The 16,770-nt window shown below is 62.6% G+C and carries 17 protein-coding genes; 12 read left to right on the forward strand and 5 right to left on the reverse strand.

Annotation, left to right across the window (positions count from 1 at the left end):
* The first annotated feature begins 54 nt into the window (after nt 1-54).
* Entirely contained in the window at nt 55-597 is a 543-nt protein-coding gene (gene moaB, locus ACSSVQ_RS05615) for a molybdenum cofactor biosynthesis protein B (RefSeq protein WP_454181346.1), read from the forward strand.
* A gap of 95 nt (nt 598-692) precedes the next feature.
* Here moaB and ACSSVQ_RS05620 read toward each other — a convergent pair whose 3' ends face one another.
* The 4 genes from ACSSVQ_RS05620 to ACSSVQ_RS05635 form a co-directional block, all read right to left on the reverse strand.
* Nucleotides 693-1,589 (reverse strand): hypothetical protein, encoded by an 897-nt coding sequence (locus ACSSVQ_RS05620; protein WP_454181347.1) that lies wholly within the window; start codon nt 1,587-1,589, stop codon nt 693-695.
* Between the two features lie 110 nt (nt 1,590-1,699).
* Nucleotides 1,700-2,461 carry a class I SAM-dependent methyltransferase gene (locus ACSSVQ_RS05625; protein WP_454181349.1) on the reverse strand — a complete coding sequence of 254 codons (762 nt, stop codon included), beginning with the start codon at nt 2,459-2,461 and terminating at the stop codon, nt 1,700-1,702.
* Nucleotides 2,458-3,069 carry a TIGR04282 family arsenosugar biosynthesis glycosyltransferase gene (locus ACSSVQ_RS05630; RefSeq protein ID WP_454181351.1) on the reverse strand — a complete coding sequence of 204 codons (612 nt, stop codon included), beginning with the start codon at nt 3,067-3,069 and terminating at the stop codon, nt 2,458-2,460. Before ACSSVQ_RS05630 ends, ACSSVQ_RS05625 begins: the two co-directional genes overlap by 4 nt.
* A 12-nt stretch (nt 3,070-3,081) precedes the next feature.
* Complete coding sequence (locus tag ACSSVQ_RS05635) at nt 3,082-3,777, reverse strand: TIGR04283 family arsenosugar biosynthesis glycosyltransferase (protein ID WP_454181353.1); 696 nt, start codon at nt 3,775-3,777, stop codon at nt 3,082-3,084.
* Nucleotides 3,778-3,883: 106 nt separating this feature from the next.
* Between ACSSVQ_RS05635 and ACSSVQ_RS05640 the strand changes: the two genes are divergently transcribed.
* The 3 genes from ACSSVQ_RS05640 (at nt 3,884) to ACSSVQ_RS05650 (ending at nt 7,317) form a co-directional block, all read left to right on the forward strand.
* The gene (locus tag ACSSVQ_RS05640; protein WP_454184654.1) at nt 3,884-5,083 is read left to right on the forward strand and encodes a PA0069 family radical SAM protein; all 1,200 of its coding nucleotides are present in this window, start codon (nt 3,884-3,886) and stop codon (nt 5,081-5,083) included.
* A gap of 351 nt (nt 5,084-5,434) precedes the next feature.
* On the forward strand, nt 5,435-6,145 hold the full coding sequence (locus ACSSVQ_RS05645) for a ribonuclease HII (RefSeq protein WP_454181355.1): 711 nt from the start codon (nt 5,435-5,437) through the stop codon (nt 6,143-6,145).
* 68 nt (nt 6,146-6,213) lie between these two features.
* Nucleotides 6,214-7,317, forward strand: coding sequence for a DNA methyltransferase (locus ACSSVQ_RS05650; RefSeq protein WP_454181357.1), 1,104 nt, complete (start codon nt 6,214-6,216; stop codon nt 7,315-7,317).
* A gap of 330 nt (nt 7,318-7,647) precedes the next feature.
* Here ACSSVQ_RS05650 and mutY read toward each other — a convergent pair whose 3' ends face one another.
* On the reverse strand, nt 7,648-8,766 hold the full coding sequence (gene mutY / locus ACSSVQ_RS05655; protein WP_454181359.1) for an A/G-specific adenine glycosylase: 1,119 nt from the start codon (nt 8,764-8,766) through the stop codon (nt 7,648-7,650).
* 104 nt (nt 8,767-8,870) lie between these two features.
* Between mutY and ACSSVQ_RS05660 the strand changes: the two genes are divergently transcribed.
* From ACSSVQ_RS05660 to ACSSVQ_RS05695, 8 genes are all read left to right on the forward strand, one after another.
* A complete protein-coding gene (locus ACSSVQ_RS05660; protein WP_454181361.1) occupies nt 8,871-9,398 on the forward strand; it encodes a DUF721 domain-containing protein in 528 nt (175 codons plus the stop codon).
* 100 nt (nt 9,399-9,498) lie between these two features.
* Nucleotides 9,499-10,248: a DsbA family protein gene (locus ACSSVQ_RS05665; RefSeq protein WP_454181363.1), complete on the forward strand. Its 750-nt coding sequence runs from the start codon at nt 9,499-9,501 to the stop codon at nt 10,246-10,248.
* A 73-nt stretch (nt 10,249-10,321) separates the two neighbouring features.
* Nucleotides 10,322-13,783 (forward strand): chromosome segregation SMC family protein, encoded by a 3,462-nt coding sequence (locus tag ACSSVQ_RS05670; RefSeq protein WP_454181365.1) that lies wholly within the window; start codon nt 10,322-10,324, stop codon nt 13,781-13,783.
* A 289-nt stretch (nt 13,784-14,072) separates the two neighbouring features.
* The gene (locus ACSSVQ_RS05675; protein WP_454181367.1) at nt 14,073-14,426 is read left to right on the forward strand and encodes an AtpZ/AtpI family protein; all 354 of its coding nucleotides are present in this window, start codon (nt 14,073-14,075) and stop codon (nt 14,424-14,426) included.
* Nucleotides 14,427-14,457: 31 nt separating this feature from the next.
* On the forward strand, nt 14,458-15,231 hold the full coding sequence (locus ACSSVQ_RS05680) for a F0F1 ATP synthase subunit A (protein ID WP_293328349.1): 774 nt from the start codon (nt 14,458-14,460) through the stop codon (nt 15,229-15,231).
* Nucleotides 15,232-15,356: 125 nt separating this feature from the next.
* Nucleotides 15,357-15,581, forward strand: a complete 225-nt coding sequence (locus ACSSVQ_RS05685) for a F0F1 ATP synthase subunit C (RefSeq protein WP_167093783.1) — start codon at nt 15,357-15,359, stop codon at nt 15,579-15,581.
* 92 nt (nt 15,582-15,673) lie between these two features.
* Nucleotides 15,674-16,267: a F0F1 ATP synthase subunit B gene (locus ACSSVQ_RS05690; RefSeq protein ID WP_293328350.1), complete on the forward strand. Its 594-nt coding sequence runs from the start codon at nt 15,674-15,676 to the stop codon at nt 16,265-16,267.
* Nucleotides 16,268-16,278: 11 nt separating this feature from the next.
* Nucleotides 16,279-16,764, forward strand: coding sequence for a F0F1 ATP synthase subunit B (locus tag ACSSVQ_RS05695; protein ID WP_454181369.1), 486 nt, complete (start codon nt 16,279-16,281; stop codon nt 16,762-16,764).
* The last annotated feature ends 6 nt before the right edge of the window (nt 16,765-16,770 follow it).

The following is a 16,770-nucleotide window of genomic DNA, read 5'->3' on the forward strand; positions in this document are numbered from 1 at the left end:
GGGCCTCCCCGCTGCGAGCTCCTCGGTAACAACCCCTCAGCGAAAGGGTCCCCCATGCCCGGCATCGACGAAACGCGCGACTTCATTCCGCTCAACATTGCCGTGATGACGGTTTCCGACACGCGCAAACCCGAGACCGACAAATCGGGCGATGTGCTGGCGGAGCGCATCGAGGCGGCCGGACACAGCCTCGCCGACCGCACCATCGTCAGCGACGAAGTCACGCGCATCCGCGCGCAGCTCCTGCGCTGGATCGCGGACAAGGAAATCGATGTGGTGATCTCCACGGGCGGAACGGGGCTCACGGGCCGCGACGTGACGCCGGAAGCCTTCTTCTCCGTCTATGACAAGGAGATCGAGGGTTTCGCGGCGCTCTTCCACCGCATTTCTTTCGACAAGATCGGCACCTCCACCATCCAGTCCCGCGCCACGGCGGGCGTCGCGCATGGCACCTATCTCTTCGCGCTGCCCGGCTCGCCCGGCGCCTGCAAGGACGGCTGGGACGAAATCCTGAAATACCAGCTCGACTACCGCTACCGCCCCTGCAATTTCGTGGAAATCATGCCCCGGCTTCAGGAGCATGTCGGGCGGGGGTGAAGAAGAACCGCGCCACGTAGCGAAAGCCCGACGAAAGCCCGGCGGGCCAATCGGTATTTCCTCTTGTCGTCAGGCTTTGGGCCCCCGGGGTCAGGTCATCCGGTCCTGGTGCTTTCCAGCAGCATCCGATGCGATCTATTCAGCAGCTCTCGCCCCGCCTGATCGAGACCTCCGCTTTTCTCTCTTGTAGATAGCGACGTGAACGTAAAAGAATTCAAATCCGATTCTTTGATCATGTTTCGATTGGTCTTGATAAAAATAGTTTCCAGCGGGCATATACTTCGCCCGAAAAAAGCATTTTCGAAAAGCGGGTCTCCCTCGCGCAAAGTATCTTCATATCCAAGGCTCCGCTTTCCCGTATTGAATTCCTCATATTGAGGAAGAAGCGAGCTAATCGACCAGCCTTGTTTGAGCACTTCCTGCGAAATTCCAATTTCATATCTTGCGATAACGTCTTCTTTTTCTAGAAAATCCTCAACATCATAAAACCCCGCCGCTACAAGGTGCTTGAAAGCCTTTGACGACAAGGCATAAGCAGTCGTTTGTACATGTATAAAAGGAGGTTCATAGTCAAATAGATCACCAAACCGAACCGAGAAACTTGAAGACATAGGAAGTATATTTACAGAACACCCAACCATCACAATGGTATCAGACAGGCGCGAAAGAAAACCGTCATACCAAGGCATGGAAAAATATGTGGGCACAAAAGGGCCCCTCATTGAAGAATTTACAAACATATAGGCGTCATAGGAGAGATGATTGAACTGTCTTACGAATTCTACGACGCCACCAAAATCATGATTCTTATTCTTTATTTGAATATATTTTACGTTCTCATGGTCAGTAAGCGGCACCGAACAATCCCCTGATATGAACACAAAATAATCCGCCGTATCATCCACAGCTGTGTTCATAAAAAATACGAAATTGTCCCTGTAAGTTTCGTTTAACTCATAAAAATGGTATATTATGGCTACTTTTTCTATCATCTGTTTTCTTACCTACTTGGTCTTTTAAGCGGCAAAGTACACAAGTCCCAGAAAAGCAACCCGGCGTGTCCCCGGCTCGGGGGCCGGGATGACACGCTATGACGGCAAAACTACTCCGCCCGCGTCATCACATAGAACACGTATGAAAACTCGCCGAGAAAGCGCTCGGCGATATCGATCTCGCGATACATCTCGTTGAAGACGGCCTTCGCCTCTTCCACGCCCTCATATTCGCCCCAGCTTTTGCGGATTTCTTCCTTCATCGGACCGTAATAGTCCGTGAACCAGTCCTCTTTCGGCAGCACCGTTGTCGCCACGACGCGGTAGCCCGCGCGTTTCGCGGCCTCGGTATTGGTCTCGACCGTTCCCATGCCGGGATACATTTCGCGCCAATAGTCCCAGGCTTCGGGCGAGGGCGTATCGGTCAGCCAGGTGAGTTCGGAGACGACGCAGGCGCCCGCGGGCTTCAAATGCCGTCGCCAGGCGCGCAATCCGTCCTCGAAGCCCATCAGATAGATCGCACCCTCCGACCAGATGAGGTCGAATTCCCCGTCGCCGAAGGGCAGCTCTTCCATGTCGGCGCGCTTCACCGTCAGCCGCTCGTCCGGCACCTCTTCGGCCACCGCGCGCGCATGCAGCTTGTCGAGAAAGGGCTCGAAAAGATCGACCGCCGTGATGCGGCCCTGCGTCAGGGGCAGAAGGTCGAAGGCTTCCGGCCCCTGCCCGCAGCCGACATCGAGAATTTCAGGCGCGGGCGGCAGCTCCGGCACCAGCGCGAACGCCTCCGCGGTTGCGCGCGCACTGCCCGGCCCGTTGCGCGGCAGCTTCAACTGGATATCAAGAAACAGTTTGAAGGGATCGAGATCGCTCATTGTCGTTTCTGCCTTTCGGCCTCTGTCCAGCGGCGGTAATCCGCGCCGGTATCCACATCGTTCAATGTATCGGCAAGGGCAAGCGTCAGCCCTGCCCTTTCGATATTCGCCTTCGTATCGGCCAGCGTGTGCTCGCTCGACCAGCGCACATCCTCGAAGATTTCCGTCACGCGCGGAAAGCGTTTCATGCCGACAAGCCAGTAACCGCCATCCTCCGCCGGTCCGAGCACGGTATCGGCCCGGCTCAGCGCCGCAAAGGCGCGGGCGATATGATCGCGCGTAATGCCGGGAATGTCGCCGCCGACGATCACCACCGGGCCCCGCGGCAGATCGCGAAAGAGCCGTCCCATCCGGTCGCCCAGATCTCCTGCCCCTTGCGCGATGCGCGGCACGCCCGCCGGCCAGACGCCCGTCTCATGCACCGCGCGGTCCGGCGTCAGGGCGAGCACGGTCTGCCAGCGCGGGTCGGGGGCGACGCGCCTCAGCAGATCGCCGCATGTCCGGCGAAAAAAGGCGAGCGCGGCCACATTGCCGATCTCGCGGGCAAGGCGGGTCTTCACCCGGCCGAGGCGCGGTGCCTTGGCCATGACCACGAGCTGCCTGTCCATGAAATATTCCGTTTACTGATAGATGCGGGCGATCAGCCGGGGCGGTACGCGCAGGTAATAGAGCGTGAGGCAGGCGAAATTGCGAAGCATGCGCGCGGCAAAACCGTCGCGGATATAGCGGTGCGGGCTCGTGACGGCGCGCGAGCGCAGCATCACCAGACGCCGCCGCCCGATCCGGCGCACGAGGTCCACATCCTCCATCAGCGGCATGTCGCGATAGCCGCCGAGCTTTTCGTAAAGCCGCCGGTTGATGAGCAGCCCCTGATCGCCATAGGGCAGCCGCAGGATCGCGCAGCGCAATGCCACGATGGTTTCCAGAAAGCGCGCCCAGCCCGAAAAATCGTCCAGCGTGAAACGGAAGGCGGCGGCGATCTCGGAGCTTCGGAAGCGTCCGGCCTCGACCTGCTCCAGGAATTTCGACACTTCTTCGTCCCAGCCCGTTTCCAGCACCGTGTCGGCATGGAGAAAGAGCAGCCAGTCGCCTTTCGCCTCGCGCGCGCCGGCAGCAAGCTGGGGACCCCGCCCCCTCTCGCCCGCCACCAGATGGGCGCCGGCCGCCTCGACCACGTCCAGCGTGCCGTCGGTGGAACCGCCATCGGACACGATGACTTCCTTCACGCGGCCGCGCACCACCGCGCCCACCAGCGGGAACATCGCGCGGGGCAGTTCGTCTTCGGCATTCAGGGTCGGAATGATCACACTCAACATGCGGGCCAATTAGCCATGGAGCGCAGTCACACTGCAAGGAAACTGTCCCCTGCCGGATAAATGTTCTTGTTCTGTTCTCTCGTTCTGCTAGGATTTCCTCATGACGATGAGTCGCCACATAGCGCGTCCCGGCCGCACCGCCCGTCCCCACGCCAGTTCCCCGATTGGCTCCAAGGCGGTGGCGCGGCCGTCCCGGCTCCCCAACGCCCCGTCCCCCGTACCCCAAGGCGTGAGCGAGCCCAACCTGCCCCCCGATGGCCGCCGTGGCCGGGGCGCGCTTACCAACCGCTCGGGCCGGTTCGAGCCGCGCGGCTATGAGCTGGAAGACGATGGCTGGGAGGGGCTTTCGGCCATCCCGGCCCTGAAGACCGAAGTGACGTTCGAGAGCCCGAAGACCATCATCACGCGCAACCAGTCGCCCGACATTTCCTTCGACCGCTCGATCAATCCCTATCGGGGCTGCGAGCATGGCTGCGTCTACTGCTTCGCCCGCCCCACCCACGCCTATATGGGGCTGTCGGCCGGGCTCGATTTCGAGAGCCGCCTTTTCGCCAAGCCCAATGCGGCGCAGCTTCTGGCGCGCGAGCTTTCAAAGCCCGGCTATGAGGTGCGCCCCATCGCCATCGGCACCAATACCGATCCCTATCAGCCGATTGAGCAGCGCTACCGCATCACGCGGTCGATCCTCGAGGTACTGTCGGCCTATAACCATCCCGTCACCATCGTGACCAAATCCGCGCAGGTGACGCGCGATCTCGACATCCTGTCTGACATGGCGAAACGCAATCTGGTGAAGGTCGCGATCTCGGTGACGACGCTGGATGCCAGGCTCGCCCGGAAGATGGAACCGCGCGCCTCGACCCCGTCCAAACGCATGGAGGCGCTTTCCATCCTGTCGGAAGCAGGCGTACCGACGGGCGTGATGGTCGCGCCCGTCATCCCCGCCCTCAACGACAGCGAGATCGAACGCATATTGCAGGGCGCGGCCCATGCGGGCGTCGCGCAGGCCGGTTTCGTCCTGCTGCGCCTGCCGCTCGAAATCGCCGACCTCTTCAAGGAATGGCTGGCCGAAAACGTGCCGGACAGCGCCGATCACGTCATGTCCCTCATCCGCCAGATGCGCGGCGGCAAGGAATATGACGCCGAATGGAGCCGCCGCATGAGGGGCACCGGCCCTTACGCCTGGCAGATCGCCCGCCGCTTCGAAATCGCCGCCCGCAAGCTCGGCCTCAACAAGATCAAGTCCGACCTCGACTGCGAACGGTTTCAGGTGCCGGGCCGGGGCAAGCAGCTGGAATTGCTGTGAGGTTCCTCTAGCCGTCATGGCCCGGCTCGTCCGGGCCATCCACGTCTTCCTTCCGTGTAGCGAAGACATGGATACCCCGCATAAAGCGGGGCATGACGATGCGTGTCTTGGCAAAGCCCGGCAACAAAATCCAACGTCATCCCGGCGAAAGCCGGGACCCACTCGCCTCTCCCCAGCCCGCCTAAACCGTTTGAGGCACTGCGGAGCATGCAAGCCGCAACCCAACCGCATCTCGTCCATATGCCGATCTGCCAATGGGTCCCGGCTTTCGCCAGGATGACACCAAAGGAGAATTTGGCCGAGAGGGAAAGGAAAGTTGAGATTTGGCGAGGGAAATCACAAACTCCGCCAATGCCACGCCCCGCCAAACCGAAAATCGTCACCACGCCCGACTTCTCCTTCGAGGCAGAAGCCGGCGCGCCCACCGCGCTTGTCTGCGGCGTGGACGAAGCGGGCCGGGGTCCGCTGGCGGGGCCCGTCGTTGCCGCCGCCGTCATTCTCGATCCCGCGCAGCTCCCGCCCGGCCTCAACGATTCCAAAAAGCTCACCGCGAAGAAGCGCGAGGCGCTTTACGACCTCATCCGCGATCAGGCGCAGGTCGGGGTCGGCATGGCGAGCGTCGAGGAGATCGACCGCATCAACATCCTCGCCGCCTCCATGCTGGCCATGTCCCGCGCGGTGGCGGCGCTGCCCGCCACACCCGCCCATGCCCTCATCGACGGCAACCGGTCGCCGGAGCTTCCCTGCCGCGCCACCCCCGTCATCAAAGGCGATGCGCGCTCGCTCTCCATCGCCGCGGCCTCCATCATCGCCAAGGTCACGCGGGACCGGATGATGGTCGAAATGGCCGCCGACTTTCCGGTCTATGGATTCGAGCGGCATATGGGCTACGGCACGAAACAGCACCTCGAAGCGCTCGAAAAAGCCGGCGCCTGCCCGCATCACCGGAAAAGTTTCGCGCCCGTCGCCGCGCTCCCGACCCAAGATATTGAGTCCGCGGAGTCCCGAGAGACTCGATTTAGTGTTTCCGAATCCGTTAACCCATTGATTCCACAAAAGTAATTGACGCCGATTCGCGACCTCGCCATGATCGCCGGCTCCAACGGGGCACATGTAGAGGGGTTTCGAACGTGGCACGGGTCAGCAACGGCAAGGTAGAGTCCGCCGAGAAGATCATTCAGGGGAACTGCGTCGAGGCAATGAACGCCCTGCCGGCGAACTCGGTCGATCTGATTTTCGCGGACCCGCCCTACAACCTCCAGCTCGGCGGCGACCTCACCCGTCCCGACCAGTCCAAGGTCGATGCTGTCACCGACGAGTGGGACAAGTTCGAGAGCTTCGAGACCTATGACCGCTTCACGCGGGAATGGCTCGCCGCGGCGCGCCGCGTGCTGAAGCCGACGGGCGCCATCTGGGTCATCGGCTCCTATCACAACATTTTCCGCGTCGGCGCGAGCCTTCAGGATCTCGGCTACTGGATCATGAACGATGTCGTGTGGCGCAAGTCGAACCCGATGCCGAATTTCCGCGGCACGCGCTTCACCAATGCCCATGAAACGCTGATCTGGGCCGTGCGCGATGCCGACCAGAAGAAATACACCTTCAACTACGACGCGATGAAGGCGCTCAACGAAGACCTTCAGATGCGCTCCGACTGGCTGATCCCGATCTGCAATGGCGGCGAACGGCTCAAGGACGAGGACGGCAACAAGGCCCATGCGACGCAGAAGCCCGAGGCGCTTCTCCACCGCGTGCTGCTCGCCACCACCAACCCGGGCGATGTCGTGCTCGACCCCTTCTTCGGCTCCGGCACCACGGGCGCGGTCGCCAAGAAGCTCGGCCGCAAGTTCATCGGCATCGAGCGCGAGGCGAAATACATCAAGGTCGCGCGCGAGCGTATCCGCCAGGTGCAGCCCACCGCGCCGGAAGACCTAAAGGTCACGCAGTCCAAGAAAGCCGCGCCGCGCATTCCCTTCGGCACCATCGTCGAGCGCGGCCTGCTGGAGCCCGGCACCAAGCTTTACGACCCGCAGCGCCGCCATGCCGCGCGCGTGCGCGCCGACGGCTCGCTCGTCTGCGCCGACGCCACCGGCTCCATCCACAAGATCGGCGCCCATGTGCAGGGCCTCGAAGCCTGCAATGGCTGGACCTATTGGCACTTCAAGACGGACGGGAAACTCAAGCCCATCGACATGCTGCGCCAGAAGCTGCGTGCCGAGATGGGCGAGGGGTAATCCTCATTTGTCATTGCCGGACTTGCCCCGGCAATCCAGCGCAACAATGCGCGGCACGCGCCGCTCTAGATGCCCGGATCAAGTCCGGGCATGACAAAGAGAAGTAATGTCATCCCGGCGAAAGCCGGGACCCAATCCACGTTTCAGCGCGTTGTGACGCGAGTGGATCCCGGGAACAAGTCCCGGGATGACAGTCCTCGTTAATGTTTTCCAACAAAGCCAAAAACACGGTGTCGTCCCGGCACTCGTTGCCGGGACCCATTAGCGCAGCGGTGTATCGTTGAGGCGAGTGGGTCCCGGCTTTCGCCGGGATGACACCCTCTGGTGAAACTACTTTCCCTTAAACAAAGGCCCCGCATCCGGCGCGGCATGCGCGGCGGCCTTTTTCATCACCGTCGGCAGGGCCTGCGCGTCGAGCTCTTCCTCCGGCACCCAGATACCGTCCGCCTTTGTCGCCAGCGCCGCGCTCGCCTCGCCCACGAAGATCGCAAGCTGCAAATGGAAATGCGTGAAGGTGTGTTCGACGAGCCCCGGCACGCGCACCCATTTCGCCTTCACCGGCGCGGCGGCGAGCAACGCATCCTCATCGATCTCGGCTTGCGTCCATTCCGTCGTCGGCACTTCCAGCATGCCGCCCAACAGCCCCTTGTCGGGCCTCCGGCGCAGGAGCACTTCCCCTCGCCCGTTCTTCAGATAGAAGCAGGCGCCACGCCGCGTGGGGCGGGCCTTCTTCGGCGCGCGGCGGGGCAGCGTTTCGGCGATGCCTTTTTCGAATGCCAGACACCCGTCCGAAACCGGACAGCGATTGCAGGACGGGCTTTTCGGCGAACAGATCGTCGCGCCCAGATCCATCATGGCTTGCGCGAAATCGCCGGGGCGTGTCTCCGGCGTCAGCGTTTCGGCGGCGGGGCGGATTTCCTTCTTGGCGTCGGGCAGCGGCGTTTCGATCGCAAAGAGCCGCGCCACCACGCGCTCCACATTGCCGTCCACCACGGTCGCCTTGCGGTCGAAGGCGATGGCGGCGATGGCGGCGGACGTATAGGGCCCGATGCCCGGCAGCGCCTTCAGCCCCTCCTCTGTATCGGGAAAGCATCCGTCATGCTCTTCGGCCACCGTCACCGCGCAGGCATGGAGGTTGCGCGCGCGGGAGTAGTAGCCAAGCCCCGCCCAGGCCTCCATCACCTTGTCGCGCGGCGCGGCGGCGAGGCTTTCCACATCCGGCCAGCGGCTCACGAAGTCGCGGAAATAGGGGCCCACCGTCGCCACGGTGGTTTGCTGGAGCATGATCTCGGAAAGCCAGACGCAATAGGGGTCGGCCCTTGCGCCCCTGTCGCGGGCTTTGGGCCTCACCCGCCAGGGCAGGTCGCGCGCATGCACGTCGTACCAGGCGAGCAGCCTGTCGCTCACGCTCTCCGGTTTCCCACGCTTTTTCGCCGTTTTTCCCGCCATGCCTCCATATGTGTCGGGCGGGGCCTTCTCGTCAAACGCCTTGGCGCATGGCCTTGCGAAACGGTGATGTGCGTAGAAGGCAAATCCGAGTCAGAATGCGCGCCATGAACGAGTTGCTGGGAAACAGGATCGCCTCCAGGCGCTATTCCCCCGCGCCCATTGGCGGACGGGTGATGGAGGCTGCGCGCGACACCTTCAAAAAGCGCGGCTTCGCGCAGGTGCAGATCCTCTCCCACTGGCCGGAAATCGTCGGCGAGACGCTGGCGGAATATTGCGCGCCGGAAAAGCTCAGCTTTCCGCGCTTCTCGAAGGCAGAAAAACAGAAAGGCCCCTCCACCGGCGCGGTGCTGACGCTGCGCGTGGAAGGCCCGGCCGCGGTCGAGATCAAGCATCTGGAGCCCCAGATCGTCTCCCGCATCAACGCATATTATGGGTATGACGCCGTCGCCCGGCTGAAACTTGTGCAGGGCCCGCTGCCGCACAAGCCCGTCCGCAAGCGCCGCAAGATCAGGGCGCTGACGCCGGACGAACGAAAGAAGCTTGGCCAAGAGCTTGAATCGATACAGGAAACGCCTCTCAGGGGAGCGCTGGCCCGGCTGGGCGAGCGGGTCATCGGGGCCAATAAGGGCTGAATGCGAGTCCCGATTCTCGTCTGATGGCAACAGAAAGGATTCGTTGAGGGGGCCCCTCAAGGCCGCCATAATACGCAACATCTAGTGGGGACTAGCAGTCGTGAATCAAAATCGAGTTATCATCATCCTCGCCGCCATCGTGGTGGTCTTGGGCCTTGGCTATCTCGCCTACACCCAGTTCGGGGCGTCCGCGGAGGCCGAGCTGGCGTCGGCCGACGTCATGACGGCCGACAGCGCGCTGGAGAAGGAGCTTCTGGTTCCCGGCCCGCTCGGCGACATGACGATGGGCAAGAAGGACGCGCCGGTGGTCGTCATCGAATATTCCTCGATGACCTGCCCCCATTGCGCCGACTTCAACAGCCAGACGTTTCCCGAGCTGAAAAAGACCTATATCGACACCGGCAAGGTCTATTTCATTTCGCGCCCCTTCCCCTTCGACAGCGCGGCGACGGCGGCTTTCATGCTGGCCTTCTGCGCGGGTCCGGAGCGGTATTTCGGCTTTATCGACGTGCTGTTCGAGCAGCAGCGCCAATGGGTCCTCGCAAAGGATCCGATGGCCGCGCTGGAGAAGATCGCCCGGCAGGGCGGGTTCTCTAACGAGCAGTTCCAGCAATGCATGAAGAACGGCAAGGTCTTCGACCATATCTCCAAGGTCGCCAAGCGCGCGGCGGAGAAGTTCGAAGTCCGCTCGACGCCCACCTTCTTCATCAACGGCCAGATGGCTCAGGGTTTCATGACCTGGAGCCAGTTCCAGCCGCTGATCGAAAAGGCGCTGAAGGGCGAGGACATCACCAAGTCCGAGCCCGAAGGCGAGACCACGCCCCAGGAAAAAGCGCCCGGGGAAGAATAATTCAGCGGGGAGAGCGCGAAAGCTTGCGCCTCTCCCCTTGTTTCAACGCTAGAGAGACGAGCGAGCAACGCACGTGAAGTTCAACCGGCTACGCCTTTCCGGCTTCAAATCCTTTGTCGATCCGACCGACCTCATCATCGAGGCCGGGCTCACCGGCGTAGTCGGCCCCAATGGCTGCGGCAAATCCAACCTGTTGGAAGCGCTGCGCTGGGTGATGGGCGAGAACTCGTTCAAGAATATGCGCGGGTCGGGCATGGAAGATGTGATCTTCGCAGGCACCTCCGCCCGGCCTGCGCGTAACCATGCCGAAGTCGTGCTTTATATCGACAATGTCGATCGCACTGCGCCCGCCGCCTATAATGACTGCGAGGTGGTGGAAATCTCGCGCAGGATCGAGCGCGATGCAGGCTCCACCTATCGCATCAACGGGCGTGAAGTGCGCGCGCGCGATGTGCAGCTCTTCTTTGCCGACGCCTCCACCGGCGCGCATTCGCCCGCGCTCGTCCGGCAAGGCCAGATCGCTCAGCTCATTTCGTCCAAGCCGATCAATCGCCGCCGCATCCTCGAAGAGGCAGCCGGCATTACCGGCCTTTATACGCGCCGCCACGAGGCGGAGCTTCGCCTGAAGGCGGCTGAAACCAACCTCACCCGTCTCGACGATGTGGTGGCACAGCAGGAATCGCAACTGGCGAGCCTGAAGCGTCAGGCCCGTCAGGCCGTGCGCTATCGCAATCTCTCCGGTCAGGTCCGCGAAACGGAAGCCATGCTGCTTCACCTTCGCTGGAGCCATGCGCGCGAAACGCTGGCCGCCGAAGAGCAGCGCCTTGCCGAAACCGATGTGCGCGTCGCCGACCTCACCCGCGAGGCCGCCGCCGCCGCGCGCCTGGAAGGCGAAGCCTCGCAAGGCCTGCCCCAGCTTCGCGAAAAGGAAGCGGAAGCCGCCGCGCGGCTGCATCGCCTCAATGTCGAGCGCGATAATCTCGATGCGGAGGAAACCCGCGCAAAGGAACAGGCAACCCGCCTTTCCGCCCGGATCGAACAGACCGACCAGGACCTTGCCCGCGAGCGGGGCCTGATCGAAGACACCAATGCCGCGATCGAAAAACTCGACGCCGAAACCGCCGAGCTGAAAGCGTCCGAGGAAGGACAGGATCAGGCCAAGGCTGAAGCCGAGACCCGCGTTACCGAGACGCAGGAAAAGCTCAACAAGCACGAAAGCGAGCTCGACCAGCTCAATCAGGAGATCGCGAAGCTCTCCGCCGAACGCAACAGCCTGGTGAAGTCGATCGAGAGCACGCGCCAGCGCATCGAAAAGCTGGAACGCCAGCTTGCCGACATCTCCCGCGAGCGCGACACCCTGTCGGATGCGGAAGAAAAGAAAGCCGCCATCGCCGCGCAGACCGCCGAGCTTGAAGAGGCCGCCGAGAAAGTAACGGCGTCGGAACGTCAGGCGCAGGAAGCGGAAGACGCCCGCAAGAATGCGCAGACTGCCGAAGCGCAGTCGCGCGAGCCGATGCAGGCCGCCGAGCGCGTGGTCGGCGATCTTTCCGCCGAGGCCAAGACGCTGACCGAATTGCTCGCCGTCGGCGAAAGCGATCTCTTCCCGCCGCTGATCGACGCGGTGACGGTGGAACATGGCTATGAAACGGCGCTCGGCGCGGCGCTGGGCGACGACCTTGCCGTGCCCGCCGACGATGCCGCGCCGGTTCATTGGGGCACGCTGCCGCCTTTCGAAACGCCGCCGGCGCTTCCCGAAGGCGCGACGCCGCTTTCCTATTTCGTGCAGGCACCGCCCGCCCTTGCCCGCCGCCTGTCGCAGATCGGCATTGTGGTGTCGGAAGAAGACGGCAAGCGTCTTCATGCCACGCTGAAACCCGGCCAGCGTCTGGTCACGCAGGACGGCGCGCTGTGGCGCTGGGACGGCTACACCGCCGCCGCCGATGCGCCCACCGCCTCGGCCAAGCGTCTGGAGCAGCGCAACCGCCTCGCCGATCTCGAAGAGGAACTGATCGAGGCGCGCCGCAAGGCTGCCGATGCGCGCGCCGCGTTCGAGGCCGCGCGTCTTGCCGCGGAACAGGCCGCGCAGAACGAGCAGGAATGCCGCCGTGCCATGCGCGAGGCGTCCCAGGCCCATAACCAGCTTCGCGACCGTCTGACGGCGGCCGAGCGGGCCGCCTCACAGCAGATCTCGCGCCTCGAAGCGCTTGCCGAAGCGCATGAGCGCATCACCGGCGATCTGGAAGAGGCCCGCAAATCGCTTGAGGAATCGCAAGGCGCGCTGGACGGCCTGCGCCCCGACGAGGAACTGCGCACGCGCGCAGGCGAGCTTCGCGATCTCGTCGCCTCGCTGCGGCTGGAGCTTTCCGAAGCGCGCGCCCAGGCCGAGGGCCTTCGCCGCGAGGCGGAAGCCCGCACCCGGCGCCTTGGGGCGATCGGGCAGGAAAGCGCGGCGTGGAAGCTTCGCGCCGACAATGCGACCAAACAGATCGAGACGCTGGAAGCCCGCCAGGCGGAAGCCCGTGAAGAGCTTCAGACGCTGGAAGGCGTGCCCGCCCAGATCGAGGAAAAGCGCCGCTCGCTGCTGGAATATATTTCCGAAGCCGAAAAGGCGCGTAGCGAAGCCGCCGACCTGCTTGCCACCGCCGAGGCCCAGCTTGCCGAAACCGCCAAGCACGCCAAGATGACGCAAAGCCAGCTTGGCGAAACGCGCGAAGAGCGCGCCCGGATCGACGGTCTCGTCACCGGCGCTCGCGAGCGTCTGGCCGAATCGGAAGCGCGCATCCGCGAAGTGCTGGAATGCGCCCCGGAAGAAGCCCTCGCCCAGGCCAATCTCGCCGAAGGCGCGGAACTGCCCGATGCCGACCAGATCGAAGCCCGCCTTGAGAAATACAAGCGCGAGCGTGAAAGCCTTGGCGGCGTGAACCTGCGCGCCGAGGAAGAAGCCCGCGAGCTGACCGAACAGCTCGAGGCGATGACGTCGGAACGCGAAGACCTCGTCAGCGCCATCGCCAAGCTGCGTCAGGGCATCGGCAGCCTCAACAAGGAAGGCCGCCAGCGCATGCTGGAAGCGTTCGAAAAGGTGAACGAGAATTTCGGTCGCCTCTTCACCCACCTCTTCGGGGGTGGCGAAGCGCATCTGAAGCTCACCGAATCGGACGATCCGCTGGAAGCGGGCCTGGAAATCATGGCCCGCCCGCCGGGCAAGCGGCTTCAGGTCATGTCGCTCCTGTCGGGTGGCGAGCAGGCGCTGACCGCCATGTCGCTCATTTTCGCGGTGTTCCTCACCAATCCCTCGCCGATCTGCGTGCTGGACGAGGTGGACGCGCCGCTGGACGACGCCAATGTCGAGCGTTTCTGCGAGCTGATGGAAGAAATGACGCGCACCACCGATACGCGCTTCCTCATCATCACCCATCACGCGCTCACCATGGCCCGTATGAACCGGCTTTATGGCGTGACCATGCAGGAACGCGGCGTTTCGACGCTGGTTTCGGTCGATCTCGACACCGCCGAGCAGCTCCGCGAAGCCTCGTAAGGCCGAAAGCAAACATTACGCTACGTTAAGGCCCCGCTTCGGCGGGGCTTTTTCGTGGGCCCCGGAGAGCCTTTCGCAGACTCGGACACGGCGTTTTTTCAGAAACCTGCCAAGGCCGATGCCGCGCCTGCGAAGACGCGCAATTTTTCTTTTCAAATCAGGTACTTGAGACTGATAACCCTGTTCTTGACAGTCCATGCCCCCGCAAGTAGGGTGCGCGCGGCTTGAGGCGGGGGAACTGCGGAATTTTGCGGTCCCGGAGGCCTTTTCAGAAGGCGGAGAACGGGTTTTGGCGAACGATAAGCGCGACCCCTACGCTGTCGATGAGAAGGCCTTGTCCGATCTGGACAAGCGTATCCGGTCCGCGCGGAAATCGACGAAGGACCCCCGAAAACAGCCAGACGATGACGCAGGCGCGCGCCGGTCGTCCGATATGAGCCTCGCATTCCGCATGTCGTCCGACCTCGTGGCGGGCGTTCTTGTCGGAGCGTTTATCGGTTGGGGGCTCGATTGGGTGTTCGGTACTTCTCCGTTCGGCCTCATCGTCTTTCTGGGGCTCGGCACCGTTGCCGGCGTCAGAAATCTGCTTCGTACGGTCCGCAGGATGTCCGACGAAGATGGCAAGGACAAGGACGGGCAATAGCCCGACGTAAATAAAACAGGGGCTTTGCGCCGTGGCAGCTGAATCCGGGTCTGGTTTCCCCGTCGATCCTCTTCACCAGTTCGTGGTGAACAAGATTTTCCCGCTGGAGATCGGCGGCATCGATGCCTCCTTCACCAATTCCAGCCTCTGGATGATCGTCGTTCTGGGCTTCGTTACCGCCTTTACCGTGATCGGCATGAGCCGGCGCTCCATGGTGCCCGGCCGGCTGCAATCCTCGGTCGAGATCTTCTACGAATTCATCGCCAACATGGTGCGCGACAATGCGGGCCATGATGCGCAGCGTTTCTTCCCGTTCGTCTTCACGCTCTTCATGTTCGTGTTCACCGCGAACATCATCGGCCTGTTCCCCTACGCCTTCACGGTGACGAGCCACATCATCGTCACCTTCGCGCTGGCGATCATGGTCTTCCTGGGCGTCACGGTGACGGGTCTCATCCTGCACGGGCCGAAATTCTTCGGCCTCTTCGTGCCGTCGGGCGTGCCGGTCTACATGCTGATCCTGGTGACGCCGATCGAGATCATTTCCTACATCTCGCGTCCGATCAGCCACTCCGTTCGTCTTTTCGCGAACATGCTGGCCGGTCACATCACGCTGAAGGTGTTCGCGGGCTTCGTGATTTCCTTTCTGGGCGCGGGCGCGGTCGGCTGGGCCGGCGCCGTGCTGCCCTTCGGCATGATCGTGGCGCTCACGGCACTCGAATTGCTGGTCGCGGCGCTGCAAGCCTATGTGTTCGCGGTTCTTACCTGCATGTATCTGGGCGATGCGCTGCATCCGGGTCACTGATCCCGCGCGCTTCGTCTGTTAAATCATTGCGGCCCCATAAGGGGCCGCGCGTTTGAAAAACAAGAAATTTGTCGGGTCACTCCGGCCCGTCAGAGTTCCAGTTAACCCCGAAGGAGCAGAAGGTTATGGAAGCAGAAGCAGCAAAGTACATCGGCGCCGGTATCGCGTGCCTCGGCATGGGCGGCGCGGGCATTGGCCTCGGCGCGATTTTCGGCAACTACCTGGCGGGCGCGCTGCGCAACCCGTCGGCGGCTCAGGGCCAGTTCGGTAACCTGATCTTCGGCTTCGCCGTGACGGAAGCGCTGGGCATCTTCTCGCTGCTCGTCGCGCTGATCCTGCTGTTCGCGTAATCCCTCAGATCTTTTTCTCGGGGATTTAACGACTGGCTGGCCGCCTTTCCGGATTCGTCCGGAGGCGGCCACTGCCCGGTTAGGAGATACAAATGGCCACTGAGACGGCGCATCAGATCGTCGCCCAAAATGAACATGCCAACCCGACCGCCCACACGATGGAAGGTCAGGAAGCGGCTCATGGCGGCGCTCACGAGACCGGCTTCCCGCCATTCAATCCGGACTCGTTTTCGTCGCAGCTCATCTGGCTGGCGATCAGCTTCGGCATCCTCTATCTGCTGATGTCGCGCGTCGCCCTGCCCAAGATCGCGACCGTTCTGGAAGAGCGTCACGACCGTATCGCCGACGACCTCGATCAGGCGGAACAGTTCCGCTCGCAGACCGAGGAAGCGATCGCCGCTTACGAAAAGGCGCTCGGCGAGGCCCGCGACGAAGCCCACAAGATCGCCCAGGCGACGCGTGACGAGCTTCAGGCCGAAACGGACCGCCAGCGTCAGGAAGTCGAAGGCGAACTCGCCGTGAAGATCGCCGACGCGGAATCGCGCATCAAATCGACCAAGGAAGCGGCCATGGCCAATGTCCGCGAGATCGCTGCCGATGTCGCCGGTAGCGTGGTGACGCAGGTTCTTGGCGAAAATGCCGACGCGGCCGCTCTCGAGCGCGCCGTCGACGCGGAAATCAAATAGGGAGAACGTCCATGCTCATGCAAGGTGAATTCTGGGTTCTCCTCGGTCTGATCGTTTTCATCGGCATCATCATCTATATGCGTGTGCCGGCCATGCTGACCAAGTCGCTCGACGAGCGCGGCGCCGGCATCGCCAAGGAACTCGACGAGGCGCGCCGCCTTCGCGAGGAAGCCCAGCAGGTGCTGGCCTCCTATCAGCGCAAGCAGCGCGAAGCGATGAAGGAAGCCGAAGACATCGTCGCCCAGGCCAAGGTGGAAGCCGAAGCCATGGCGAAGGAAACCCGCGAAAACCTCAATGCGCAGGTCGAGCGCCGCACCCAGATGGCGGAGCAGAAGATCGCGCAGGCCGAGGTTCAGGCGATGAACGAAGTTCGCGCCGTGGCCGCCGATGTCGCCATCGAGGCCGCCCGCCGGCTGATCGCGGAAAAGGTCGACACCTCCAAGGATGCCGAGATCATCGAAAAGTCGATCGCGGATCTCTCGACCAAGCTGCACTGACGGCAC

It is taken from the genome of Parvibaculum sp. MBR-TMA-1.3b-4.2, from assembly GCF_053628815.1.